Here is a 24,765-nt window from a genome sequence, read left to right on the forward strand (position 1 = left end):
CTTCGTCCCTCCGCCGACAGTAGACACCGCAACGTCTCATTGGCCCAGCGATGTTGCTTAGCAGTAAGTGCGAAAAGCCCCCCATCCTCCCGCCACTAGAGCAAGATGCTGGCTGGGTTGCAGGCTTATTCCTGCACCAAAGCCGCCACCGCCGCCGCCGTCTTGCGCGCCGCCCCCTTGTGCGCCCCGGCGAAACGCGGGCCGGCCGCGGCGGCCTCGGCCAAGGCGGCTGGGTCGTTCAGCAGATCCAGCGCAGCCTGTACCGCCGCGTCCATGTCGGCCACGCGCCGGGCCGCGCCGGCGGCTTCGGCCAGCGCCGCGGCTTCGGAGAAATTGAAGGTGGACGGGCCCATCAGCACCGGGCAGCCACAGGCGGCGGCCTCGATCAGGTTCTGCCCGCCGAGGGGTTCGAAGCTGCCGCCGAGCAGCGCGACCTCGCCCAGGCCGTAATACAGCGCCATCTCGCCGAGCGAATCGCCGAGCCACACCTCCGCCGGCGCGGGGCTGTCGCGCCAATGGCTGCGCCGCGACAGGCTGAAGCCCTCGGCCTCGATCAGTGCCGCGACTTGGTCAAAGCGTTGCGGATGGCGTGGCACGATCAGCCATTGCACCTCGTTCACTCCCAATTTCATAGCACCCACCGCAGGATCCTTCTGCTTCAGGAGCCGAAAACGCTTCAAACTCTGCAGCAGCTGGATTTCCTCGCCTTCGCGCGCGCTGGCGAACAGCACGACGGGCCGTCCCGTGGCCTCGCGCCAGGTGCGGCACCAATCGCGGCCGGTCTGCAGCTTGGCCGGATCGGGCGAGGCGTCGAACTTGAGGTTGCCGAGCACCCCCTTGACCGGCGCGCCGAGTGCACGCAGTCGCATCGCGTCGTCTTCGCTTTGTGCCCACACCGCCGCCAGGCCGCCGTAGGCCGGCCGGGCGAGCGCGGCGAATTGCTCGGCCTGGTGCAGCGACTTGGCGCTGAGCCGCGCGTTCACCAACACCAGCGGCACGCCCGCCGCGGCACAGTGCGCCACCAGATTGGGCCAGATCTCGGTTTCCATGAGCAGGCCGATGCGCGGCTTGAACTGCGCGAGGAACCGGCGTGTCGCGCCGGCCGAGTCCCAGGGTTGCCAGACCTGCACGTCGCCGGGCCGCAGCAGGGCCTTGCCTTCGGCCTGCCCGGTGGCCGTGCCGTGGGTCAGCAGCAGGCGCATGCCCGGCAGCGCCTCGCGCAGGGCGGCCAGCAGGATCGCCGAAGTGCGGGTTTCGCCGAGCGACACCGCGTGGATCCAGACGAAGCCGGTGCCGGTCTCGGGGGGCAGGTCGTAATGGCCGAAGCGCTCCTCCACTTTGAGCAGGTAACCCGGTTCGGCCACGCCGCGCCGGCGCATCTTGCGCCGCAGCAGCGGCTGGCTGAGCCACATGAGGAAGGAATAGAAACGAAGGATCAAGTCTTGGCCTTAAAAATACCGGGGAGGTCCTTCGACGGGCTCATGCCGATCGGCGTCTACTTCGACAGGCTCAGCACGAACGGGGGCGGTGGACGGTATCGGGGTGCGACCTTAACACCAGAAACGGCGCAACAAGACCAATGTCAACCAGTGCCGCTTCCAGAACACCGCAGAACCGGCTTCGCCGGGCTGCAGGTGTTGCTCCCTGCAAGGGGGTGGGCGCGACACGAAGTGCGCAACCTGGGGGTGTGCCCCTATCATTCCCGGAGCGAGGCTAAAGCCGACGCCTGCATCCAGGCCTGCCAGACCTGGTCCACGCTGGGCGTGGGCTCGGCGAACACGGCGATCTGGTGGTCGGTATCGAGCGGGCCGGTGCGCCAGATGGTGTCGGTGTTGTAGATCTGGACCAGGGGCAGGTCCAGCGCCATGGCGATGTGGCACAGGCCGCTGTCCACGCCGATCACGCCGATGCCGTGGGTGAGCGCATCGACGATGGCATCGCTGCCCATGCGCGGCCAGACCACGGCCTGCTTGAGTCGCCCCGCGATGCTTTCGCTGCGCCACTGCTCGTCGTCGCTGCCATGCACGAAGGCCACGGTGTAGCCCAGGCCGTTGAGCCGGTGGCCGAGCTCGAGCCAGTGGCTTTCGGGCCATTGGTTCTCGGGCCGCGAACTGCCGTGGATGAACACCACCACCGGCGCCGGAATGCTCGAGCCGGAATCGAAGAAGTCCTGCGCAATGTTCTTGATGGCCTGCGACGCATCCGTGGCGCGCACCTTGATGCCGTAGCCAAGGGTCGGCGGCAGCGCATACACCAGGGCTCGGGCGCACATCACACGCATGCGCTCCACGACGTGCAGGTGCGCCTCCACCGGCGTGGCCACATCGGCCACCCGGCGCGTGGGCGGCTCGAAACCCGACCCCTCGGCCTGGTCGGTGAGCGTGTAGCGCAGGCCGTTCGGGTTGAGCCGGGCCATCTTGGCCACCAACTGGGATTTGCTCTCCCCCTGCAGGTCGATCACCGCGTCGTAGCTTTCGTACTGCAGGTCGGCCATGAAGGCGCGCCAGGCCGTGCGCGTGTCGGCGGTGAACACCGTCTTGCGCCAGCGCCGCAGGTCGCATTCGATGACGCGGTGCACGGCGTCGCAGCGCCGCACCAGCGGGGCGAAGCCGGGCTCGACCACCCAGTCGATCTGCGTGCCGGGCAGTTCCGACTGGATGTCGCGCACCGCCGGCATGGCATGCACCACGTCGGTCAGCGGGGACAATTTGACGATCAGGATGTTCATGGAAGGCGATCGCGCCGTTTCACGCGGGCACGGGTCGATCCCGCGCCGCATGGAAGCTGCGCCATACAGATTGCCACGCCTGCCACACGGTGTCCACCTCCGGTGCCCTCGCCCCGCCCACGGCCACCTGGTAATTAATGCCCAACGGCCCGGCGCGCCAGATGCGCGGCTGGCTGAAGATCTGCACGTGCGGCAAATCCAGCGCCACGGCCAGATGGCTCAGGCCCGAATCCACGCCGATCACGCCCACACAGCCGGCCATGCGCGCGGCCAGCGCCGGCAGGCCCATGCGCGGCAGCACGCTCGCGCCGGGGCCGATGGCCGCGCACAGTTGCCGCGCGAACTCGGCCTCGGCGTTGCTGGCCTGCGGCACGCTCACCGGCAAACCCTGCGCCGCCAGGCGGCGGCCGATCTCGGCCCACTGCGCCAGAGGCCATTCGTTGTCGGCGCGCGTCGTGCCGTGCACCAGCATCACGCTGCCGTCCGGGTCGACCGGCACGACCTGCAGTTCGTCGTAGCAGATGCCGTCTTCGCGCGGCGCGTAACCCAGGGCCAGCGCGGCCAGCCGTCTGTAACGCTGCAGCGAATGGATGCGCGGCGGCATCGGCTGCGGCTGCTCGACCATGAAGCGCACCGGCCATTCATAGCCGCAGTCTTCGCTGCCGTTGCCGTAGGTGGCACGCCAGCCGCCGGGCGCGAGCCGGGCACGGCGCGCGATCAGCGCCGACTTGATCAGCCCCTGGAAATCGATGACCGCGTCGTAGGCCTCGGCCCGCAGGGCCTGCGTGAAACGGGCGCGCTCGGCCCGTACGGCCGGGCTGAACGGTGTCTTGCGCCAGCGCCGCTGCGCCACCGGGATGACGCGCGCCAGCCCGGGTACCGTGGCCTGCAGCAGCGGCGCAAAGGCCTCCTCCACCACCCAGTCGAAAACGGTGCCGGACGGCAGGGCCTGGCGCATGTCGTGCAGCGCCGGCAGGGTCTGGATCACATCGCCGAGCGACGAGAGCTTGACGATCAGGAGGCGCATGCCCTGCCCGCCCGGTTCGTCAATGCGCGGCTTCGGCAAAGCTGGCGTCCGGCTTGACCTGACGCAGCAGTTTCAGCATGTCGGCCTCGATGCGATGCAGGGCTTCCTCGGTATGGCCTTCGAAACGCAGCACCAGCACCGGCGTGGTGTTGGAGGCGCGCAAGAGACCGAAGCCGTCGGGCCAGTCGACACGCAGGCCGTCGATGGTGTTGATCGTGGCCGGGGCCGGGAAGTTGGCCAGGGCCACGGCGTCGGCGACAAGCTTCGGCGGCTCGCCCTCCTTGCAGGCCACGTTGAGCTCGGGCGTGGAGAAACTCGTGGGCAAGGCGTTGAGCACGGCGCTGGCGTCGGGCGACTGGCTGACGATCTCCAGCAGGCGCGTGCCGGCATAGGTGCCGTCGTCGAAGCCGAACCAGCGCTCCTTGAAGAAGATGTGGCCGCTCATCTCGCCGCCCAGCGGCGCCTGGCCACCGCCGGCCTCGATCTCGCGCATCTTGGCCTTGATCAGCGAATGGCCGGTCTTGTACATCAGCGGCTGGCCGCCGGCTTCGGCAATCGCCGGCGCCAGGCGCTGGGTGCACTTCACGTCGAACAGGATGGTGCCGCCGGGCACGCGCTTGAGCACGTCGCGTGCGAACAGCATCATCTGGCGGTCGGGATAGATGTTCACGCCTTCGCGGGTAACGATGCCCAGGCGGTCGCCGTCGCCGTCGAAGGCCAGGCCGAGCTCGGCGCCCGAGGTCTTGAGTGCGGCGATCAGGTCCCGCAAGTTCTCGGGCTTGCTCGGATCGGGATGGTGGTTGGGGAAGTTGCCGTCGACCTCGCTGAAGAGTTCGATGACTTCGCAGCCGATCGCGCGCAGGATGGCCGGTGCCGACGCGCCGGCCACGCCGTTGCCCGAATCGACGACGATCTTCATCGGCCGGGCCAACTGGATGTCGGAGACGATGCGCGCGGTGTACGCCTCGAGCACGTCGGCCTGGCGGATCTTGCCGCCGTCCTTCAGCGCCCAGTTCTCGGCCTCCATCATCTTGCGGATGGCCTGGATTTCCTCGCCGTAGATTGCGCGGCCGCCCATCACCATCTTGAAGCCGTTGTAGTCCTTCGGGTTGTGGCTGCCGGTGACCTGGATGCCGCTCTTGCACAGCGTGGCCGCCGCGAAATACAGCATCGGCGTGGTGACCAGGCCGACGTCGATCACTTCGATGCCGACCGCGGCCAGGCCGCGCATCAGCGCCGCGCTCAGGTCCGGCCCGCTCAGCCGCCCGTCGCGGCCCACCGCCACCGTGGTTTCACCCTCGGCCAGGGCGATGGTGCCGAAGGCACGGCCGATGCCCTCCGCCACCTCGGCGGTCACGGTGGATGGCACGATGCCGCGGATGTCGTAGGCCTTGAAGATGGAAGCTGCGATCTGCATGGAAGGGTTTCTCTCCGGAAGTGGGTTCGGCGGCTGGGTTCAGCGTGCCGGATTGTAGGGTTGCAAGATGCGTGCGCATCCACGGCCAGGCCGTGGATGGCATGCAGGATGCCGGCGCGATCAGGCCGGCAGGCGGGAGGCACCGCCCGACTTGGCGGTGGGCGCTGTCGGTGTTGGCGACCCGGCCCTCGGCCCCTGTCCCCAGTTCGGGTTCAAGCCCTGGTACATGGCCAGGTACTGCCGGGCCGCCGTGGCCCAGGAAAAATTCTGTGCCATGCCGCGCTGCTGCAGGGCCGCCCAGACCTCGGGCTGGCGGTAGGCGGCAACGGTGCGCTCCAGCGCCACCGACAGCGCGGCGGGCAGCGCCGGGCCGAACATGAAGCCGGTGGCCAGCGGATTGGGCGCGGCGGCACCATCGGCGTCACCTCCGGCATCGACCACCGTGTCGACCAATCCACCCACATGCCGCACCACCGGCACCGTGCCATAGCGCAGCGCATACATCTGCGTGAGGCCGCAGGGCTCGAACCGCGAAGGCACGAGCATGGCATCGCAACCGGCCACCATCTCGTGCGCGAAGGCCTCGTCGTAACCGAGCCGCACCGCCACCATGCCCGGATGCGCGGCGGCGGCGGCGCTGAAGGCGGCCTCGAGCGGCAGATCGCCACTGCCCTGCACCGCGAGTTGCGCGCCCTGGGCCAGCAGGTTCGGCAAGGCCGCCAGCACCAGGTCCAGGCCTTTTTGCGACGTCAGGCGGCTGACGACACCAAAGAGCGGCGTGCCCGGCTCGACCCGCAGGCCCAGCGCGCGTTGCAGCGCGGCCTTGCACACGGCCTTGCCGGCCAGGCTGCTGGCCGCATACGGCGCGGCGATCACAGGGTCGTCGGACGGATTCCAGATGTCGTCGTCCACGCCGTTGAGAATGCCCGAGACATCGCGCCCGCGCGCGCGGATCACGCCGTCCAGCCCGCAGCCGAATTCGGGCGTGGCGATCTCGGCCGCATAGGTCGGGCTCACCGTGGTCACGCGCTGCGCGTATTTGAGGCCGGCCTTCATGAACGACAGCTGGCCATGGAATTCAAGGCTGGCCGGCATCATGAAGCGCGACGGCAGACCCAGCAGCGGGAAGTCGCCCGGATCGAACAGGCCCTGGTAGGCCAGGTTGTGCACGGTGAACACGGTGGCCGCGGTGGAAGCCGGATGGGCGGAGACGTAGGCACAGGCCATGGCGGCATGCCAATCGTGCGCATGCAGCACGTCGGCCTGCCAGTCGGGATCGAGCTCGCCGGCGGCGATGTGCGCGGCCACCCAGCCGAGCAAGGCAAAGCGTTGGGCGTTGTCGGGCCATTCGCTGTTGTCGGGCGCCTGGTACGGGTTGCCCGGGCGCTTGTAGAGATAAGGCGCATCGACCACATAGGCCGGCACGCCGCTGCCCTTGACGACACCGCGGCGCAGCGTGACGCGGGCCGCGCCGAAGGCCGCGCCGATCTCGCACACCACCGCGGACTGCTCGAGCCCGGCCAGGATGGCGGGCAGGCCCGGCAGCACCAGCCGCACATCGGCCCCTTCGGCGATCAGCGCCTGCGGCAGCGCACCCACCACGTCGGCGAGCCCGCCGGTCTTGACCAGCGGAAAGATTTCCGCGGCGACTTGCAATATCTTCATTCAGGCGTCTTCGCGAGTTTTTCGAGCATGGGTGGCGTCACCAGGGTGATGCCGCTTTCGCTGCGGTAGAAGCGACGGGCGTCGGCTTCGGCGTCCTCGCCGATGACCATGCCGTCGGGAATGGCGCAGCCGCGGTCGATCACCGCGCGGTGGATGCGCGCGCCGCGGCCGATCTGCACGTCGGGCAGCAGCACCGCCCAGCCGACCGTGGCATAGGAGTGCACACGCACATTGGAGAACAGCACCGAGCGGAAGACGCTGCCCGAGACGATGCAGCCGCCCGAGACCAGCGATTCGATGGCCATGCCGCGCCGGTCTTCCTGGTTGTGCACGAACTTGGCCGGCGGCAACTGCGCCTGGTAGGTCCAGATCGGCCAGTGCGTGTCGTACATGTTGAGCAGCGGGTCGGTGGCCGTGAGGTCGATGTTCGCGTCCCAATAGGCATCGATGGTGCCGACGTCGCGCCAGTAGGGTTCGTCGCCCTCCTTGTTGGGCACGCTGCTCAGGCCGAACGGATGCGCCGCGGCATTGCCCTCGCGCACCGCGCGCGGGATGATGTCCTTGCCGAAGTCGTGGCTCGACTCCGCGTCGGCCATGTCGCGCTCGAGTTCCTCGTACAGGTATTTGGCGTTGAAGATGTAGATGCCCATGCTCGCCAGCGCCATGTCGGGATGGCCGGGCATGGCCGGTGGGTCGGCCGGCTTCTCGAGGAAGTCGGTGATCATGCTGTTTTCGTCCACCGCCATCACGCCGAAGGCCGAGGCTTCCTTGCGCGGGACGGCGATGCAGGCCACGGTGCAGTCGCGGCCCTTGGCCACGTGGTCGGCCAGCATCAGCGCGTAGTTCATCTTGTAGATGTGGTCGCCGGCCAGCACCACGATGTAGTCGGCGCCGTAACTCTCGAGGATGTCGCGGTTCTGCTGCACCGCATCGGCCGTGCCGCGGTACCAATGTTCATTGTCATTGCGCTGCTGGGCGGGCAGAAGATCGACGAATTCGTTCATTTCGGTCTTCAGGAACGCCCAGCCACGTTGCAGATGGCGTAAAAGACTGTGTGACTTGTATTGGGTGATGACACCGATGCGCCGGATGCCGGAATTCAGGCAATTGGACAACGCGAAGTCGATGATGCGGAATTTGCCGCCGAAATAAACCGCCGGCTTGGCCCGCTTGTCGGTCATGTTCATGAGGCGGCTGCCGCGCCCCCCGGCAAGTACCAGCGCGATGGCGCGCTTGGGCAGATCGAGACTTTGGGCCAGGTCGGTTGTTTTCATGGATGCCTCCGGTTTCACAGGTGTGCACAGTTTTTTTCGTTCGCCCGGTCATCTTAAAGGACAGGCTTGACACCGGGGAAGATTGTCAGGGTTCGGGCGGCCGGCCATGGTTGCGCGAACGCGACTGTGAAGTTACCTTGCAGTTACCCCGTGCGAGAATGATTTTGAAGGTGTCCGCCCGCGGCCTCGCCCGCGGCGCAGCACCCCTCAGCCATTTCGATGAACTGCCAAACCGGCCCCGCCGGTGGCCCTCTGCAAAGGACTCCATGGTGACCCAGCCCTCTTCGAGCACCTCCGCGACCCCGACCACTCGCCCACCCGCGCCCGCCGATCTCCAGGCCGGCATCGACCAGCACCTGCTGGACACCGTCGGTGTCGAGTCCTCCGAGGCCACGCCGACCGACCTGATGCAGGCCGTCTCCCAGGTCGCGCGCCAGCAGCTCTCGCAGCGCTGGGTCGCCGCACAGGCGCGCGACCGCGAAAGCAAGGCGCGCCGCGTGGTCTACCTGTCGATGGAATTCCTCATGGGCCGCACCCTGTCCAACGCGCTCGGCGCGCTCAACCTGCGCGGCCCGGCGGCCGCCGGCCTGTCCCACTACGCGCAGACGCTGGAGGACATCTGCGACCGCGAGCCCGACGCCGCGCTCGGCAACGGCGGCCTGGGCCGGCTGGCCGCGTGTTTCTTGGACTCGATGGCCACCGTCGGGCTGCCCTCCTTCGGTTACGGCATCCGCTACGAATACGGCATGTTCGCCCAGGACATCCAGAACGGCGCGCAGATGGAATACCCCGACCCCTGGCTGGAGAACGGCACGCCCTGGGAGTTCCCGCGCGCCAACATCACCTACCCCGTGCGCTTCGGCGGCTGGGTCGAGCCGGTGGACGGCAAATCCGTGTGGCGCCACGCGGGCGAGGTCGCGGCCAAGGCCTACGACATGGTGGTGCCGGGCCACGGCACGGACAAGGTCAGCACCTTGCGGCTGTGGAAGGCCGTGGCGCCCGCGCACATCGACCTCAACGCCTTCAACACCGGCGACTACGCCCGCGCGGCCAGCGCCAAGAACGAATACGAGAACATTTCCTGGGTGCTGTACCCCAACGACAGCACGCCGGCCGGCCGCGAACTGCGGCTGAAGCAGGAATACTTCTTCGTCGCCGCCTCGGTGCAGGACCTGATCCAGCGCCACCTCGCCGAACACCCGACGCTGCTGAACCTGGCCGAGAAGGTGGCGATCCACCTCAACGACACGCATCCGGCGATCGGTGTGGCCGAGTTGATGCGCGTGCTGCACGACGAGCACAACCTGGCCTGGGGCACGGCCTGGGCCATCTGCCGCAAGACCTTCTCGTACACCAACCACACGCTGATGCCCGAGGCGCTCGAGACCTGGCCGGTCGCCCTGATCCAGCACGTGCTGCCGCGGCACATGGAAATCATCTTCCGCATCAACAAGGAATTCCTCGACGAGGCCGCGGCGCACCGGCCCGGCGACAACCAGTTCCTGGCGCGGCTGTCGCTGATCGACGAACACGGTGAGCGCCGCGTGCGCATGGCCCACCTGTCCATCGTCGGCAGCCACAAGGTCAACGGCGTGTCGGCGCTGCATTCCGACCTGCTGGTGCAGACCATCTTTGCCGATTTCGCGAGCATCTGGCCCGACCGCTTCACCAACATGACCAACGGCGTCACCCCGCGCCGCTGGCTGGCGCAGGCCAACCCCGATCTTTCCAGCCTGCTCGACCGAACCCTCGGCGGCAACTGGCGGCTGGACCTCGACCAGTTGCAGCGCCTGCGCGAACACAAGCACGACCCCTCGTTCCAGAACGCCTTCATGGCCATCAAGCGCGCCAACAAGGTCCGGCTGGCCGCGCTCATCGAGCGCACCACGGGTGTGAAGGTCAGCCCCGACAGCCTGTTCGACGTCCAGGTCAAGCGCATCCACGAATACAAGCGCCAGTTGCTCAACGTGCTGCACGTGGTGACACGCTACCAGGCGATCCTGGCCCATCCGGAGGGCGTGAACGGCCAGCCCTGGGTGCCGCGCACGGTGGTTTTCGCCGGCAAGGCCGCGTCGAGCTACGTCACGGCCAAGTCCATCATCCGGCTGATCCACGACGTGGGCGCGGTGATCAATGCCGACCCGCGCATCGGCGACAAATTGAAGCTGGTGTTCGTGCCCAACTACGGCGTTTCGGTGGCCGAGGTGATCATGCCCGGCGCCGACCTCTCCGAGCAGATCTCCACCGCCGGCACCGAGGCCTCGGGCACCGGCAACATGAAACTGGCCCTCAACGGCGCGCTGACCATCGGCACCGACGACGGCGCCAACATCGAGATCCGCCAGAACGTGGGCGACGACAACATCTTCATCTTCGGCCTGCGCACGCCGGAGGTGCAGGCGCTGCGCCAGAGCGGTTACCAGCCGATGCGCTACTACGACAACAACCCCGAACTCAAGGCGGTGCTCGACGCCATTGCCGGCGGACAGTTCACGCCGACCGAGCCGGGCCGCTACCGCGCGCTGGTCGACTCGCTGCTCTGGGGCGGCGACCACTACCTGCTGCTGGCCGACTACGCGTCCTACGTGGCGGCGCAGTCGCGTGTCGACGACCTGTACCGCCGGCCTGACGAATGGTGCGCGCGCGCCATCACCAACGTCGCCGGCATGGGCGTGTTCTCCTCCGACCGCACCATCCGCGAATACGCGCGCCAGATCTGGCACATCGAAGCCGACGCCATCAAGACCTGAGCGCCATGCTGAACCACCACGACATCGACGCCATCGTCCACGGCCGCCATGGCGACGCCTTCGCGGTGCTCGGCCCGCATCCGCTGCCCGGCGATCCGGAGGGCCGGGTGTCGGTGCGTGCCTTCCTGCCCGGCGCTTCGGCGGTCGAGGTGCTCGACATCGGCAGCGGCCGCCTGCTGGCCAACCTCACCCGGCTCCACGACGAGGGTTTCTTCGAGGGCACGGGTGCGGCGCCGGGCCCGTCCTCGTACTGCTTCCGCATCTTCTGGCGCGACGGCCACCACACGCTGGAGGACGACCCGTACCGGTTCGGCCTGGTGCTGAGCGACCTCGACATCTGGCTGCTCGGCGAAGGCTCCCACCTGCGACCGCACGAGGTGCTCGGGGCCAGCCCGCGCAGCATCGACGGCGTGGCCGGCACCAGCTTCGCCGTGTGGGCGCCCAACGCCTCGCGCGTGAGCGTGATCGGCGACTTCAACTTCTGGGACGGCCGCCGCCACCCGATGCGTCTGCGCCGCGAATGCGGCGTGTGGGAACTGTTCGTTCCCGGCGTGGAGGCCGGCGCCCGCTACAAATACCGCATCCATTCGCGCGAAGGCGATGTCCTGCCCGACAAGGCCGACCCCTACGCGCTGCAGGCCGAACTGCGCCCGGCCACCGCCAGCGTGGTGGCCGAGATGCCTGGTCTGCAGGCCGCCGAACCGGCACGGCGCGCGGCGAACGCGCTGAATGCGCCGATGAGCATCTACGAGGTGCACCTGGCCTCGTGGCGGCGCGTCACCGAGGACGGCGACCGCTGGCTGAGCTGGGACGAACTCGCGGCCAGCCTCGTCCCCTACGCCGCGGACATGGGTTTCACCCATCTCGAGCTCATGCCGATCAGCGAACACCCGTTCGACGGCTCCTGGGGCTACCAGCCGATCGGCCTGTACGCGCCCACCGCGCGCTTCGGAGATCCGGCCGGCTTCCAGCGTTTCGTCGCGAGCTGCCATGCCGCCGGCATCGGGGTTTTGCTCGATTGGGTGCCGGCGCACTTTCCCACCGACGCGCACGGCCTGGGCCGCTTCGACGGCACGCCGCTGTACGAATACGCCGATCCGCGCGAGGGCTTCCACAACGACTGGAATACCCTGATCTACAACCTCGGCCGCACGGAGGTACGCAACTTCCTGGTCGGCAATGCGCTGTACTGGCTGGAACGCTTCGGCGTGGACGGCCTGCGCGTGGATGCCGTGGCCTCGATGCTGTACCGCGACTACAGCCGCAAGCATGGCGAGTGGATCCCGAACGTGCATGGCGGCCGCGAGAACCTCGAAGCCATCGACTTTCTCAAGCGCATGAACGAGGTCGTCGGCGCGGAACGCCCGGAGGCGACGACGCTGGCCGAGGAATCGACCTCGTTCCCCGGTGTCTCGCGACCCACCTACGCCGGCGGCCTGGGCTTCCATTACAAATGGAACATGGGCTGGATGCACGACACGCTCGCCTACATGCAGCGCGACCCGCTGTACCGCAAGTACCACCACAACGAACTGAGCTTCGGCCTGGTCTATGCCTTCGACGAAAACTTCGTGTTGCCGATCTCGCACGACGAGGTGGTGCACGGCAAGGGCTCGCTGCTGGCCAGGATGCCCGGCGACCGCTGGCAGCAGTTTGCCAACCTGCGTGCCTACCTGGGTTTCATGTTCGGCCATCCGGGCAAGAAGCTGCTGTTCATGGGTTGCGAGTTCGCACAGGAACGCGAATGGAACTTCGCGCAGAGCCTCGACTGGCATTTGCTGGCCAACGCCGAACATGCGGGCGTGCAGCGCCTGGTGCGCGACCTGAACCGCCTCTACCGCGACACACCCGCGCTGCACGAACTCGACTGCTCGCCCGAGGGTTTCGAATGGATCGAGCACAACGACGCCCAGCACTCGGTCCTGAGCTTCGTGCGCAAGGGATCGGCCCGTGGCAGCCACGTCCTGGTCGTCTGCAACTTCACTCCCGAGGTGCGCCACGGCTACCGTGTCGGCGTGCCGGGAGCCGGCGTCTACCGCGAGCGGCTCAACACCGATTCCGAGCACTACGGCGGCAGCAACACCGGCACGCCGCTCGGCGCGGCCAGCAGCGAGCCCGTCGCCTGGCATGGTCGCGCGCAGTCCCTGCTGCTGACGCTGCCACCGCTGGCCACGCTGATGTTCGAATGGACGGCCGTATGAATTCAAGATTTGCCGGCTACATCCTGTCCGACGACCAATCGGACGAGCATCCCGCCCTGCAGCCTGGATTGCCCTGGCCGATGGGCGCCCACTGGGACGGCCAAGGCGTGAACTTCGCGGTGTTCTCGGCCAACGCCCAGGCCATGGAGCTCTGCCTGTTCAACGAAGACGGCACACAGGAAGTCGCGCGCTATCGGCTTCCGGCCCATACCAGCGACGTCTGGCACGGCTACCTGCCCGGCGCTGCACCCGGCCTGGTTTACGGTCTTCGCGCCTACGGCCCTTGGCGGCCGGACCGCGGGCAGCGCTTCGACGCCTCCAAGGTGCTGCTGGACCCGTACGCGCGCGAAGTCGTCGGCGACTTCGTCTGGCGCGAGGAACACTTCGCCGCCGACCGCGAACATCCGCTGCACATGGACACCCACGACAACGCGGCCTTCGCCTTGAAGGCGCGTGTGGTCCGGGAGGGCGATTTCGACTGGGCCGGCGTCACCCCGCCGCACACGCCGCTGGCCGACACGGTGATCTACGAACTGCACGTCAAGGGTTTTTCGAAGCTCAGCGAAAAGCTGCCGCCCGAACTGCGCGGCACCTACGCCGGCCTGGGCCACGCCGCGTCGATCGCCCATCTGCAGCGCCTGGGCATCACCACCGTGAGCCTGTTGCCGGTGCACTTCCCGGTGGACGAGGAACGGTTGAACCGCATGGGGCTCGTCAACTATTGGGGCTACAACACGCTGGCTTTCTTCGCCTTGAATCCGCGCCTGGCGAGTGGGCACCAGGGTTTGTCGCCGCGCGACGAGTTCCGCCAGATGGTCAAGGCATTGCATACGGCCGGCATCGAGGTGCTGCTCGACGTGGTCTACAACCACACGGCCGAATCCGACGAAACCGGCCCGAACCTGAGCTTTCGCGGCCTGGACAACGCCAGTTATTACCGCCTGCCGCCCGACGACCGCGCGCACTACGAGAACCACACCGGCTGCGGCAACACCGTGGACATCCGCCAGCCGCGTGTACTGCAACTGGTGATGGACAGCCTGCGTTACTGGGTCGGCGAGATGCACGTCGACGGCTTCCGCTTCGACCTGGCCTCTGTGCTCGGCCGCGGCGACAACGGCTTCGAGCGGAATGCGGCGTTTTTCACCGCCGTGGCACAGGACCCGGTGTTGTCGCGCGTGAAGATGATCGCCGAGCCCTGGGACATCGGCCCCGGCGGCTACCAGGTCGGCGGTTTCCCGCGCGGCTGGCTCGAATGGAACGACCATTTCCGCGACCACATGCGCAGCTTCTGGGTGCAGAGCGCGGCCCATCCGAGCCAGCCGGTGGATGGCGCCACGCGCGGCGCGTTCGCGCTGCGCCTGTGTGCTTCGTCCGACCTGTACCAGCCGCGCCAGCGCGCGCCGGCCGAATCGGTGAATTACGTGGTTTCGCACGACGGCTTCACGCTCGCCGATTTGCTGAGCTACAACGAACGCCACAACCTGGCCAATGGCGAGGACAACCGCGACGGCCACGGCCACAACCTGAGCTTCAACTGCGGCGTCGAAGGTCCGAGCGACGATCCGGCCGTGCTCACGCTGCGCGGCCGTCTGCAGCGCGCGTTGCTGGCGACGGCGCTGCTGGCCCAGGGCACGCCGATGCTGTGCGCCGGCGACGAACTCGGCCATACACAAGGCGGCAACAACAACCCGTATTGCCAGGACAACCCCACCACCTGGATCGATTGGCCCAAGGCGGACGACGACCTGATCGCCTTCACCGCCCGGGTGCTGTGGCTGAGGCGCCAGGCGCTGCCGTTCGGCAACCGCTGGTACAGCGGCCTGACCGATGCGCTCGGGCTTCACGACCTGGCCTGGATGCAGCGCGACGGCGCGCCGCTGCAAGGCGGCGCCTGGGACGATCCGCTCGAGCGGGTGCTTGGCTGCCTCATCGGCCGGCCCGGCCGCGCCGGCGCCCCGCTGTTGCTGTTGGTCAACGCCGACGCCGAGGACCACGGCTTCATGCTGCCCGCGGGCGTCTGGCAGGCCATGCTCGACACCAGCCAAGCCACGGGCCGCGCCGACTGGTATGGTCAGGGGGAAACCCGGTTCCCGTTGCGGGCACACAGCCTCGTCGTGCTGGCCGCGGCCGGCGCCGACCTCGATCCACCCTGACCTCTTTCTCTCCTGGCGAAGACCTCCAATGCGACTCCCGCGCACCAGCGGCATCCTGCTGCACCCCACTTCGCTGCCCGGCCCCAACGGCTCGGGCGATTTCGGCCCCGCGGCCTACCACTTCGTCGACTGGCTGGTCAGCGCCGGCCAGAAGCTCTGGCAGATCCTGCCGCTGGGCGGCATCGGCCCGGGCAATTCACCCTACATGAGCAGTTCGGCTTTCGCGGGCAATGTGCTGCTGATCGACCTGGCCGAACTGCAGACGCACGGTTGGCTGGCGTCCGCCGATCTGGAGGGCGCCGACTTCGAGGCCGGCCGGCTCGACTTCGCACGGGTCGTGCCCTGGCGCATGGACCGGCTGGCCCGCGCCGCGGCGCAGTTCGCTTCGGCGGCGTCTCCCGCCGACGTGGAAGACTTCAACGGCTTCTGCGCCGCGCAGGCGGACTGGCTCGACGACTACGCGCTCTTCATGGCGCTGGCTGAGGCCAACGAATGGCGCGAATGGAGCGACTGGGCGCCGTCGCTGGTGCGCCGCGAACCGGCGGCGCTGGCGGCGGCCCGGCTGGAACTGTCGGCCCGCGTCGGATTCTGGCAGTTCTGCCAATGGTGTTTTTTCCGCCAATGGCTGCGGCTCAAGCACTATGCCAACGAGCGCGGCATCCTGATCGTCGGCGATGCACCGATCTTCATTGCCTACCAGAGCGCCGAAGTCTGGGCGCGGCAGGAACTGTTCGAACTCGACGCGAGTGGCAAACCGACCGTGATCGCCGGCGTGCCGCCGGACTATTTCAGCGCCACGGGCCAGCGCTGGGGCAATCCGCTGTACCGCTGGAGCGCGCACGCCGATGAGGGCTACGCCTGGTGGATCGCGCGCATCCGCCGCACCTTCGCCATGGTGGACATCGTGCGCATCGACCATTTCCGCGGCTTCGCCGACTACTGGGAAATTCCGGCGAGCCAGTCCACGGCCATCTTCGGTCGCTGGCTGCCGGGTCCCGGCGCGGCGCTGTTCGACGCGATCGCGTCCGCGCTGGGCTCGCTGCCCATCATTGCCGAGGATCTGGGCATCATCACGCCCGAGGTCGAGGCGCTGCGCCGGCAATTCGACTTTCCCGGCATGCGCATCCTGCATTTCGCGTTCGGCGGTGACGCCGGCAACGCCTACCTGCCGCACAACTACGAGCCCAACACCGTCGTCTACACCGGCACGCACGACAACAACACCACGCCCGGCTGGTGGGCGGAAGCCAGCGAAGCCGAGCGCCTGCACGTGATCGACTATCTCGGACTGCACGGCACCGCGATCGATGCCGACATCCACTGGTCCCTGATCCGCGCCGCCATGGCCAGCGTGGCGGACACCGCCATCACCCAACTGCAGGACGTGCTGGGCCTGCCAGGCAGCGACCGCATGAACCTGCCCGGCGTGGGCGCGGGGTATTGGGAATGGCGCTTCACCTGGGACCAGGTGCTGCCCGAACATGCGCTGAAGCTGGCGCAGCTGGGGCGCTTGTACCGGCGGGGCTGAACGGAGATAGATCCATGGCGCATGTCCTGTCGCCAACCGAGACAGCGCACGCAGGACCCTGGCCCGCGATCATCTTCTACGTGGGCGCCGGCGGCATACGTCCCGCGGCGGTCAACATGGCGCAGCGGCTGGCCGATGTTGGTTGGGTATCTTGTGTTGTTGCCCGATCTGTTCTACCGCCACGTTCCTGCGGGCCGTTGGTAATCAGAAGGTGGCTGAATGGGGTCGGAAGCAAATGTTTGCGCTGTTCGGTCGGAATCTGTTGGGGTGAACACGCATTGGCCTCCCCGCCGGGGCATGTCGATACCTTGCCGCTTCGTTCGTCGTAGGCGAGGGATGCACTGCGTCCCGCCTCTGGAACGCTCAAAAAAAGGATCAGTTCATGGCAACTTCAAACACGGTCAAAGGCCCTGCCTCTTATTTCCCGTCGATCGAAACCAACTATGGCAAGCCCATCAGCCACTGGATGGAAGTTTTACGCTCGGCGGGGCCGCGGAAACACATGGCGTACGTCGCCCTCCTGAAGACCGACCACGGCCTGGGCCATGGGCATGCCAACGCACTCGTGGCGGCATACTTGGACCAGGCGAAGTAGCGACCATGGGAGCCGGCGGCGGCGGTATCGAACCGGCGCCGATGCCCCCTGCCTTGACCTAATAGCTCAGGCATGTCGCCACGGCCGCTACGCTCACGGGCACCGAGCGGCTGCGGCCCAGCCTGTCCACACAAATGTTGAACCCATACGAAGTGGTCAGGTCGGTGCTCGGCACGTAGCTCAGGATGAACAACCCGCTGGAACTTGCGGCGATGTCGGTCTGGCCGCGGGCATTGAAAAGTATCTTGTTGACATTGCCCGTCAGCCGATAGTTGGTGTTGCCAGCCGTTCGCGCGATGAGCATGTTCTCGGGCTTGTCGACAGCTGTCCCGGCAGCGTTCTTCTCCGTCGGCTTGTTCAGGCTTGCATCGCATTCGGGATTCAGGAACACGATCCAGCCTTGCTGCCAATCGGTGCCGGTACCGGCACAACTCGGCGGAGCCGACGAGCTGGTGCTGTCCGCATTCGTGCTCAGGCACATGGTCACGCAGATGTTCTTGCTCACCGCCTCGTTGCGCGCCCGCAGCACACCGCCGTTGAATTCGTTACCGATGCCGGCAAAACCATTGCGGATGAAAAACGAGCGCATCGACGGCACGGCCAGGGCGCCCAGGATCGCCAGGATGGCGATGGTCACCAGCAGCTCGATGAGGGTGAAGCCGCGCTGGCGCGTGAACTGTGCGTGTCGGTTGTGGGCAGCCATGCCCGCCATTGTGCATGCACAAATGTTTTCGTGGCGGTTGCAACCACTGCACACTGTTCCTAAAAACGGACAGATCGCTGTCTTTTGCCGCGTCAAAGCGGTGCCCCCGCCAGCGGCCGCCCGGCCATGCGCGTGAGGATGCCCAAGGGACTGCGCTCCGGCCTGGTCTGGTGCTGCGGGGCCATGAAAAAGGTCTGCTCCATCATGAACTGGCCGCTGTAGACCGCATGCAGCGTCTGGTCGGAAAAGCACACCCAGGTGCTGCCCGCGGCGAACGGCATCTCCAGCTGGTCGGCGTCGCGCTGGTAGGCCAGGTCCTGTTTCATGAGGTCGTGCAGCTGCAGCATCAGGTGGTCGTATTCGCTGCGCAGGGATTTGGTCACGCGCAGGCGGCGCAGCAGTGCGGCCTGCCAGGGGCGATAGGGCTTGACCTGCGGCAGGAAACGCGCGGCCATGGTTTCGAAGGGTTCGCCGACACGCCACAGCCGCGGCTTGCCCGCCGGATTCAGGTTGCTGAAGACGCGCAGGATGCGCTCACCGCGGTTCGGCCGCGACGGGAACGCGTCGACGTGCAGGCGCTTGTCGTCGGCGCGCCAGGACTGCTGGCGCGTTTCCACCTCGCTTGGCCGGTAACTTGTCGGCTCCAGGCGCAGGTGGCGGCTGTAGCCTGGGAACAGGGCCCCGATCAGGCCGACGGCCTGGTTGCGGTACCGCAGCATCATCGCGGCCAGCGTGGCCAGCTCCTCCGGCGTGGCCAGCGCGCCTTTCACCGTGTCGGGCTGGCCCGCGGGCTGGCTGATGTTGCGCGACTTCGGGTCGCGGATCTCGGGGCGCAGCAGCGCGGCCTCGGCTGGCGACAGGCTGAACGGCAGCGCCGGGAAGTACATCACGCCGCCGTCCTCGAGCGCGGCGGTCAGTTGGGGGTCGGCTTGCAGACCGTGCCACTGCGTGGCCGGCACTTCGACGATCGGGTTTTGCATGCCGTCATTTTCGCAAGTTTTGCTGCGTTCCTTCGCCAGGGGCGACATGTCCGGAAATGGCCAACGCGGGCCGGCCCGCCACGTATCATCCAGTCATGCCAGCCACACCCTTCACTGCGACGCAAGACCGGCACGATGACGACGGGGACGCCTTGTACCTCGCGCTGAAGACGCGCGACGCGCGTTTCGACGGCCGCTTCTTCACCGCCGTGACCAGCACCGGCATCTACTGCCGGCCGGTGTGCAGCGTGAAGACGCCCAAGCGCGAGAACTGCCGCTTCTTCGACCATGCGGCGCAGGCCGAGGCGGCCGGCTTTCGACCCTGCCTGCGCTGCCGGCCCGAACTCGCGCCACAGACGCGCACCTGGTCGATCCAGGACGCATCGAGCATCCTCGCCCAACAGGCCGCGCGGCTGCTCGACGAGCCCGAGGCCTGGGCCGAACAGGCGGTCACCGTGGAAGCGCTGGCCGCGCGCATCGGCATCAGCGACCGCCACCTGCGGCGCATCTTCGAGGCGCAGTTCGGCATCTCGCCGCTGCAATATTTGCAGACGCGCCGGCTGCTCACGGCCAAGCAATTGCTGGCCGACACCGACCTCAGCATGCCGCTGGTGGCGCTGGCCAGCGGCTTCGCCAGCGTGCGGCGCTTCAACGCGGCGTTTCTCGCGCACTACCGGCTCAACCCCACGCAACTGCGCCGCGCGGGCGCCAGCGAAGGCAGCGGCGGCCAGGGCGCCATCGGCAACGCCGTGAAGCTCGGCTACCGCCCGCCGTACGACGTGGCCGCGATGATGGCCTTCTTTCGCAAGCGCCGCGTCGCGCAGGTGGAATGGGTGGCGGACGAAACCGCGGCGCCGGCGATCGCACGCACGCTTCGGCTCGATGTCGGCGGCACCAGCTTGACGGGCTGGCTGCGCCTGGATTTCGACGAGACACGCCACCAGGTGCTGCTGCGCACCAGCGAATCGCTGCGCGTGGCGCTGCCGCAGGTGATCCGGCGCGTACGCGCCCTGCTCGACCTGGACGCCGACCCCGAGGCCATCCACGCCGTGCTGCACGACCGCTTTCCCGATGGCGCCGGCCTGCGCGTGCCGGGCACGGTGGACGGCTTCGAGCTGGCCGTGCGCGCCGTGCTGGGCCAGCAGATCACCGTGGCCGCGGCACGCACGCTGGCGCAGCGCCTGGTCGATCGTTTCGGCACGCCGATCGAAACGCCGTGGCCGCACCTGTGCCGCCTGTTCCCCACGCCTGCAGCGCTGGCCGAACTTGGCGCCGCCGCCGGTGACGCACTGGGCCAACTCGGCATCGTGCGCCAGCGCCAGGCCGCCATCGTCGCACTGGCCCAGGCCGTGCACCAGGGCCGGCTGCGCATTCACGCTGGAGCGGACCTCGCGGCCACCGTCGACCTGCTGAATAGCCTGCCCGGCATCGGCGACTGGACCGCGCAATACATCGCCATGCGCGCGCTGCGCTGGCCCGACGCATTTCCCGCGGGCGACGTGGCGCTGCACAAGGCGCTCGGCGTACAGGGCGACGGACAGCCGGCGCGCGCCGCCGAGGCCGCCTCCAGGGCCTGGCAGCCCTGGCGCAGTTATGCGGTGCTGCGCGCCTGGGCCGAACTGCCCGTGGCCGTGCCGAAGGACACCGGCAAGACGAGAGGCAGAAAGACCGTGCCGAACGAAGACAATCAACCGACCAAGGACTGATTCACCATGAACTTCCCTTCCTCCACCGTGCGGGTCCGCCTGCCCAGCCCGCTGGGCGACATCATCGCCGCCGCCACCGACCGCGGCTTGTGCGGCCTGTGGTTCGACGGCCAGCGCCACCAGCCGGATGCCGAAGTGATGGCGCGCTGGCCCGAAGCCGCCAACCACCCGCTGCTGCATCAGGCCGCGCAGGCGCTCACCGCCTATTTCGAAGGCGAGGCGGATGATTTCGACCTGCCGCTCGACCTGCACGGCGGGACCGCCTTCCAGCAGGCCGTGTGGCGCGCGCTGCTGCAGATCCCGCGCGGCGAAACCGTGAGTTACGGCCTGTTGAGCCAGCGCGTCGGCAATCCCGCCGCTGTGCGTGCCGTGGGCGCGGCCGTGGGCCGCAACCCGGTGAGCATCGTCGTGCCGTGCCATCGCGTGGTCGGCGGCAACGGCAGCCTCACGGGCTATGCCGGCGGGCTGGAACGCAAGGCGGCGCTGCTGAAACTCGAGAAGGCGCTGGCCGAAACCGAAGGACTGTTCGCATGAGCGCCGCGCCGGGCCGTCCCAAACTAGCTCGCACCGCAGTGCGCCGCACGGAGGTTTCCCGATGAGTGCCGTGCTCGACAAACCGGTCGTCGCCAAACCCTGGCTGCTCGACTTCTTCCTGCTCGCGGCGATCTGGGGCTCGTCCTTCCTGTTCATGCGCACCGCCGCCGTGGAATTCGGCGCGTTGCCCACGGCCGCCGTGCGCGTGGCGATCGCCTCGGCGGTCCTGCTGCCGTTGCTCTGGCTGCGCGGCCAGGCGCCGGATCTGGCACGGCACTGGAAACCCGTGCTGTTCGTCGGCCTGCTGAACTCGGGCATTCCGTTCGCCTGTTTCTCGTATGCGGTGTTGTCGATCACCACCGGCCTGTCGTCCATCCTCAACGCCACCGTACCCCTGTTCGGCGCGGTGATCGCCTGGCTCTGGCTGCGCGACCGGCCGAACGCCTCGCGCAGCCTGGGCCTGGCCATCGGCTTTCTGGGCGTGGCCCTGCTGGCGTGGAACAAGGCCAGCTTCAAGCCCGATGCCAGCGGCGCGTCATCGGGCCTGGCCGTGCTGGCCTGCCTGCTCGCCTGCCTCTGCTACGGCATCGCGGCCAGCTACACCAAGCGCTACCTGACGGGCGTTCCGCCGCTGGTCACGGCCACCGGCAGCCAGGTCGGCGCCACGCTCGGCCTGGCCTTGCCGGCCTTGTGGCTCTGGCCCGCGCGCATGCCCGGCCTGCACGCCTGGCTGGCGGTGCTGGCCGTGGGCGTGGTCTGCACCGCCGTGGCCTACGTGCTGTACTTCCGGCTGATCGCCAACGTGGGCCCGGCCAAGACGCTGACCGTGACCTTCGCCGTGCCGGTGTTCGCGGTGTTCTACGGCGCGGTGTTCCTCGGCGAAAGCCTCACACCTTGGATGATCGGCTGCGGCCTGGTGATCGTGTGCGGCACGGCGCTGTCCACCGGTCTCTTGAAGCTGCCTGGCTTGAAAACGGCCAAATGAGTTCCGCGCGCAAGTTCAAGCTCCAGCTCACCGCCCCCAAGCCACGCAACCCCTTGGTGGCGGCTGCGGTGCAGCGCAAGGCGGGCGCGCATCGCAAGTCACCTTCAGCGCTGCGGCAGGCGGAGAAGGCCGCGCTCAAGGCGGCGCTGAAAAAGCTGCCCCCGGACCGCTGAGCCGGTTCGCGTACATTTCGGGGCCCTTCCGTTCGCCTTTTGCCCGATGCCCTTGCAGCGCCTTCGCTCCCCGCTCGTCCGCCTTGAAATCGCCTCGCTGTGGCAACTGGCCTGGCCGATCCTGGTCGGCCAACTCGCCACCGTAGGAATGAACGCGGTCGACGTCGCCATGGCCGGCCATGCGTCGGCCGAGGACCTGGCCGGCGTGTCGCTCGGCGTCTCGATCTTCCACATCCTCATGGTGACCATCATGGGCGTGATGATGTCGGTCAACCCCACGGTGTCCCATCACATGGGCGCGGGCGAACTCTCGCGCATTCCGCAGGTGGTACGCCAGGCGCTGTGGAAATCGCTCGGCATCGGCCTGGTCGCCATGGCGCTGGCCAACGGCGCCACCGTGGTGTTCGACCACATGGCCATCGAGCCCGTCGTGCGGGCGCTGGCAAAGGACTTCCTGCACGTGATCAGCTTCGCGCTGCCGGCCTTCTGCGCCTACCGCGTGCTGTACGGCTACAGCACCAGCATCAACCAGACCAAGCCGATGATGGTCATCGCCCTGCTCGCGCTGGCGCTGAACGTGCTGCTGAATGCGCTGCTCGTGTTCGGCCTGTTCGGCTTGCCTCGGCTCGGTGGCCTGGGCTGCGCCTACGCCACCGTGGCCTGCCTCTGGTTCGAACTGGCCACCATCGTCTGGTGGATGCACCGCTCGCCCGCCTACCGCGCCACCTGGCCGTTTGGCCGTTTCGAAGGTCCGAACGGGCCCGGGATCCGCAAGCTGCTGCGGCTCGGCCTGCCCATCGGCGTGACCTTCTTCGCCGAGAGCTCGGCCTTCAGCCTGATCGCGCTGCTCGTGGCCGGCTTCGGCACCACGGTGGTGGCGGCGCACCAGATCGCGCTGAATTTCGTCTCGCTGCTGTTCATGCTGCCGCTGAGCATCGGCGTGGCGCTTTTGAGCCGCGTGGCACAGGCCCTGGGCGCGGGCGACCCGGTGCTGGCGCGGCAGCGCGCCTGGGTGGGCGTCGGCGTGGCATTGGCCTGCGCGCTGTTCACCGCCGTGGGCACGGCGCTGCTGGCGCAGCAGATCGCCGGTGCCTACACCAGCGACGTCCAGGTCGCCACGCTGGCCGCGCAGCTGCTGCTGTTCGCCGCCGTGTTCCAGATGTCCGACGGCACCCAGGTCGCCGTGGCCAATGCCGTGCGCGCCTACAAGGTCACCCGGCTGCCGATGCTGATCCACCTCGGCGCGTTCTGGGGCATCTGTTTGCCGCTGGGCTGCGTGCTTGGCCTGGCGCCGGCCTGGCTGCCGTGGCGCCCGGCCGTGCCGATGGCCGCGCAAGGCTTCTGGACGGCGTTGGCCGTGGGTTTGACCGTGGCCGCGCTGGCGCTCACCTGGCTGCTGCAACGCCTGTCGGCGTCGCGCATCGGGCGGTCAGGCCGAGCGGCTTGAAGAACGCTGCAAAGCCTGCTGCTTCCACCCGAGCAACTCATTCATCACCAGGGCGCCGATGACCAGCGCACCGCCGGTCAACACCGTGGCCTGCGGCGCCTCGTTCGCGCCCCACCAGGCCAGCGCAATGCCGAAGATGACTTCGAGCAGCGCCAGCAGCGACACCTCGGGCGCCTTCAGCACGCGCGCGCAGACGACCGACAGTGCGCATGGAATCGCCAGTTGCACCAGGCCCAGGCCGGCCAGCAGCCGCAGGTCGTGCGGTGTGGCCTGGAAGGGATAGGCCAGCGGCAAAGTGGCCAGCGCCGACAGCAGCGCACCGACCATGACGGCCGGCACCAGATCGATGTTGCGGCCCTGGGCCTGGCTGCGCTGCACGACCGTCCAGTTCAGCGCCCCGGCGAACGGCACGCACAGGGCCACCAGCGTGCCGACCATCTCGTCGCCGCCCAGGCTGAACTGCGCGCCATACATGTAGGCGATGCCCAGGCCCGCCACGCCGATCGCGGCCCAGGTGCGCGCGGCCAGTCGGTGGCCGATCAGCGCGCGCGCCATCAGCGCCGTGAGCAAGGGCCCGAGCGCCATGGTGACGAGCACGTTGGCCACCGAGGTCAGCGTGAGAGCGACCATGAAGGCGGTGAACATCACGCTCCAGCACACGCCAGAGATCCACAACATGGCGCCGCCATTGCGCACCTTGGCGAACACCTCCCGGCCCTGGAACAGCGGCAGGATCACCAGCAGCGACAACAGCGTGAACAGGCTGCGCCAGAAGGTGATCTCGAAGCTCTTGGCCGATTCGAGATGGCGCGCGGTCACGCCGGCGATGGACCACATCATCGTGACCAGGACCATCATCATCAGCGCGCGGGGGTGGGAGAGTTTCATGTCACAAA

Annotated in this window: 19 protein-coding genes; 10 read left to right on the forward strand and 9 right to left on the reverse strand. The window is 68.0% G+C overall.

All coding sequences use genetic code 11. The features are described 5' to 3' along the window. Window positions 1-125: 125 nt before the first annotated feature. The 6 genes from RD110_RS14350 to glgC form a co-directional block, all read right to left on the reverse strand. Window positions 126-1,412, reverse strand: coding sequence for a 3-deoxy-D-manno-octulosonic acid transferase (locus RD110_RS14350; protein ID WP_076205007.1), 1,287 nt, complete (start codon window positions 1,410-1,412; stop codon window positions 126-128). A 284-nt stretch (window positions 1,413-1,696) separates the two neighbouring features. Continuing rightward, on the reverse strand, window positions 1,697-2,728 hold the full coding sequence (waaC, locus tag RD110_RS14355) for a lipopolysaccharide heptosyltransferase I (protein ID WP_076200113.1): 1,032 nt from the start codon (window positions 2,726-2,728) through the stop codon (window positions 1,697-1,699). 19 nt (window positions 2,729-2,747) lie between these two features. Continuing rightward, window positions 2,748-3,755, reverse strand: coding sequence for a lipopolysaccharide heptosyltransferase I (gene waaC, locus RD110_RS14360; protein WP_076200114.1), 1,008 nt, complete (start codon window positions 3,753-3,755; stop codon window positions 2,748-2,750). A gap of 19 nt (window positions 3,756-3,774) precedes the next feature. After that, the gene (locus RD110_RS14365) at window positions 3,775-5,172 is read right to left on the reverse strand and encodes a phosphomannomutase/phosphoglucomutase (protein WP_076200115.1); all 1,398 of its coding nucleotides are present in this window, start codon (window positions 5,170-5,172) and stop codon (window positions 3,775-3,777) included. Window positions 5,173-5,292: 120 nt separating this feature from the next. Beyond that, complete coding sequence (glgA, locus tag RD110_RS14370) at window positions 5,293-6,837, reverse strand: glycogen synthase GlgA (protein WP_083686277.1); 1,545 nt, start codon at window positions 6,835-6,837, stop codon at window positions 5,293-5,295. Beyond that, window positions 6,834-8,111, reverse strand: a complete 1,278-nt coding sequence (gene glgC / locus RD110_RS14375) for a glucose-1-phosphate adenylyltransferase (RefSeq protein ID WP_076200116.1) — start codon at window positions 8,109-8,111, stop codon at window positions 6,834-6,836. The genes glgA and glgC overlap by 4 nt, the downstream gene beginning before the upstream one ends. Window positions 8,112-8,377: 266 nt before the next feature. Here glgC and RD110_RS14380 point away from each other — a divergent pair, with 266 nt between their 5' ends. The 5 genes from RD110_RS14380 to RD110_RS14400 all read left to right on the forward strand — a co-directional run bounded on the left by RD110_RS14380 (window position 8,378) and on the right by RD110_RS14400 (window position 17,341). Next, a complete protein-coding gene (locus RD110_RS14380) occupies window positions 8,378-10,861 on the forward strand; it encodes a glycogen/starch/alpha-glucan phosphorylase (protein ID WP_076205010.1) in 2,484 nt (827 codons plus the stop codon). 5 nt (window positions 10,862-10,866) lie between these two features. Next, entirely contained in the window at window positions 10,867-13,062 is a 2,196-nt protein-coding gene (gene glgB / locus RD110_RS14385; RefSeq protein ID WP_076200117.1) for a 1,4-alpha-glucan branching protein GlgB, read from the forward strand. Next, a complete protein-coding gene (glgX, locus tag RD110_RS14390; RefSeq protein WP_076200118.1) occupies window positions 13,059-15,218 on the forward strand; it encodes a glycogen debranching protein GlgX in 2,160 nt (719 codons plus the stop codon). The genes glgB and glgX overlap by 4 nt, the downstream gene beginning before the upstream one ends. A gap of 28 nt (window positions 15,219-15,246) precedes the next feature. Further along, window positions 15,247-16,746, forward strand: coding sequence for a 4-alpha-glucanotransferase (malQ, locus tag RD110_RS14395; protein ID WP_076200119.1), 1,500 nt, complete (start codon window positions 15,247-15,249; stop codon window positions 16,744-16,746). 382 nt (window positions 16,747-17,128) lie between these two features. Continuing rightward, a complete protein-coding gene (locus RD110_RS14400; RefSeq protein ID WP_076200120.1) occupies window positions 17,129-17,341 on the forward strand; it encodes a DUF4287 domain-containing protein in 213 nt (70 codons plus the stop codon). 58 nt (window positions 17,342-17,399) lie between these two features. On the opposite strand, the gene RD110_RS14405 is transcribed toward RD110_RS14400, so the two are convergent. Both RD110_RS14405 and kdoO read right to left on the reverse strand, forming a co-directional pair. Continuing rightward, the gene (locus tag RD110_RS14405; RefSeq protein ID WP_076205013.1) at window positions 17,400-18,044 is read right to left on the reverse strand and encodes a GspH/FimT family pseudopilin; all 645 of its coding nucleotides are present in this window, start codon (window positions 18,042-18,044) and stop codon (window positions 17,400-17,402) included. A 92-nt stretch (window positions 18,045-18,136) separates the two neighbouring features. After that, window positions 18,137-19,024, reverse strand: coding sequence for a Kdo hydroxylase KdoO (gene kdoO, locus RD110_RS14410; protein ID WP_076205015.1), 888 nt, complete (start codon window positions 19,022-19,024; stop codon window positions 18,137-18,139). Window positions 19,025-19,119: 95 nt separating this feature from the next. Here kdoO and RD110_RS14415 point away from each other — a divergent pair, with 95 nt between their 5' ends. From RD110_RS14415 to RD110_RS14430, 5 genes are all read left to right on the forward strand, one after another. Beyond that, a complete protein-coding gene (locus tag RD110_RS14415; protein WP_083686279.1) occupies window positions 19,120-20,730 on the forward strand; it encodes a DNA-3-methyladenine glycosylase 2 family protein in 1,611 nt (536 codons plus the stop codon). Window positions 20,731-20,736: 6 nt separating this feature from the next. Beyond that, complete coding sequence (locus RD110_RS14420) at window positions 20,737-21,264, forward strand: methylated-DNA--[protein]-cysteine S-methyltransferase (RefSeq protein WP_076200121.1); 528 nt, start codon at window positions 20,737-20,739, stop codon at window positions 21,262-21,264. A gap of 61 nt (window positions 21,265-21,325) precedes the next feature. Continuing rightward, window positions 21,326-22,249, forward strand: a complete 924-nt coding sequence (locus RD110_RS14425) for a DMT family transporter (RefSeq protein WP_076200122.1) — start codon at window positions 21,326-21,328, stop codon at window positions 22,247-22,249. Beyond that, complete coding sequence (locus tag RD110_RS28360) at window positions 22,246-22,422, forward strand: hypothetical protein (protein ID WP_204249972.1); 177 nt, start codon at window positions 22,246-22,248, stop codon at window positions 22,420-22,422. Before RD110_RS14425 ends, RD110_RS28360 begins: the two co-directional genes overlap by 4 nt. A gap of 46 nt (window positions 22,423-22,468) precedes the next feature. Continuing rightward, the gene (locus tag RD110_RS14430; RefSeq protein ID WP_076200123.1) at window positions 22,469-23,869 is read left to right on the forward strand and encodes an MATE family efflux transporter; all 1,401 of its coding nucleotides are present in this window, start codon (window positions 22,469-22,471) and stop codon (window positions 23,867-23,869) included. On the opposite strand, the gene RD110_RS14435 is transcribed toward RD110_RS14430, so the two are convergent. Then, window positions 23,852-24,757 carry a DMT family transporter gene (locus RD110_RS14435; RefSeq protein ID WP_076200124.1) on the reverse strand — a complete coding sequence of 302 codons (906 nt, stop codon included), beginning with the start codon at window positions 24,755-24,757 and terminating at the stop codon, window positions 23,852-23,854. The genes RD110_RS14430 and RD110_RS14435 overlap by 18 nt on opposite strands. Window positions 24,758-24,765 lie beyond the last annotated feature (8 nt).

The organism is Rhodoferax koreense (assembly GCF_001955695.1).
GTDB classification, from domain to species: Bacteria; Pseudomonadota; Gammaproteobacteria; order Burkholderiales; family Burkholderiaceae_C; genus Rhodoferax_B; species Rhodoferax_B koreensis.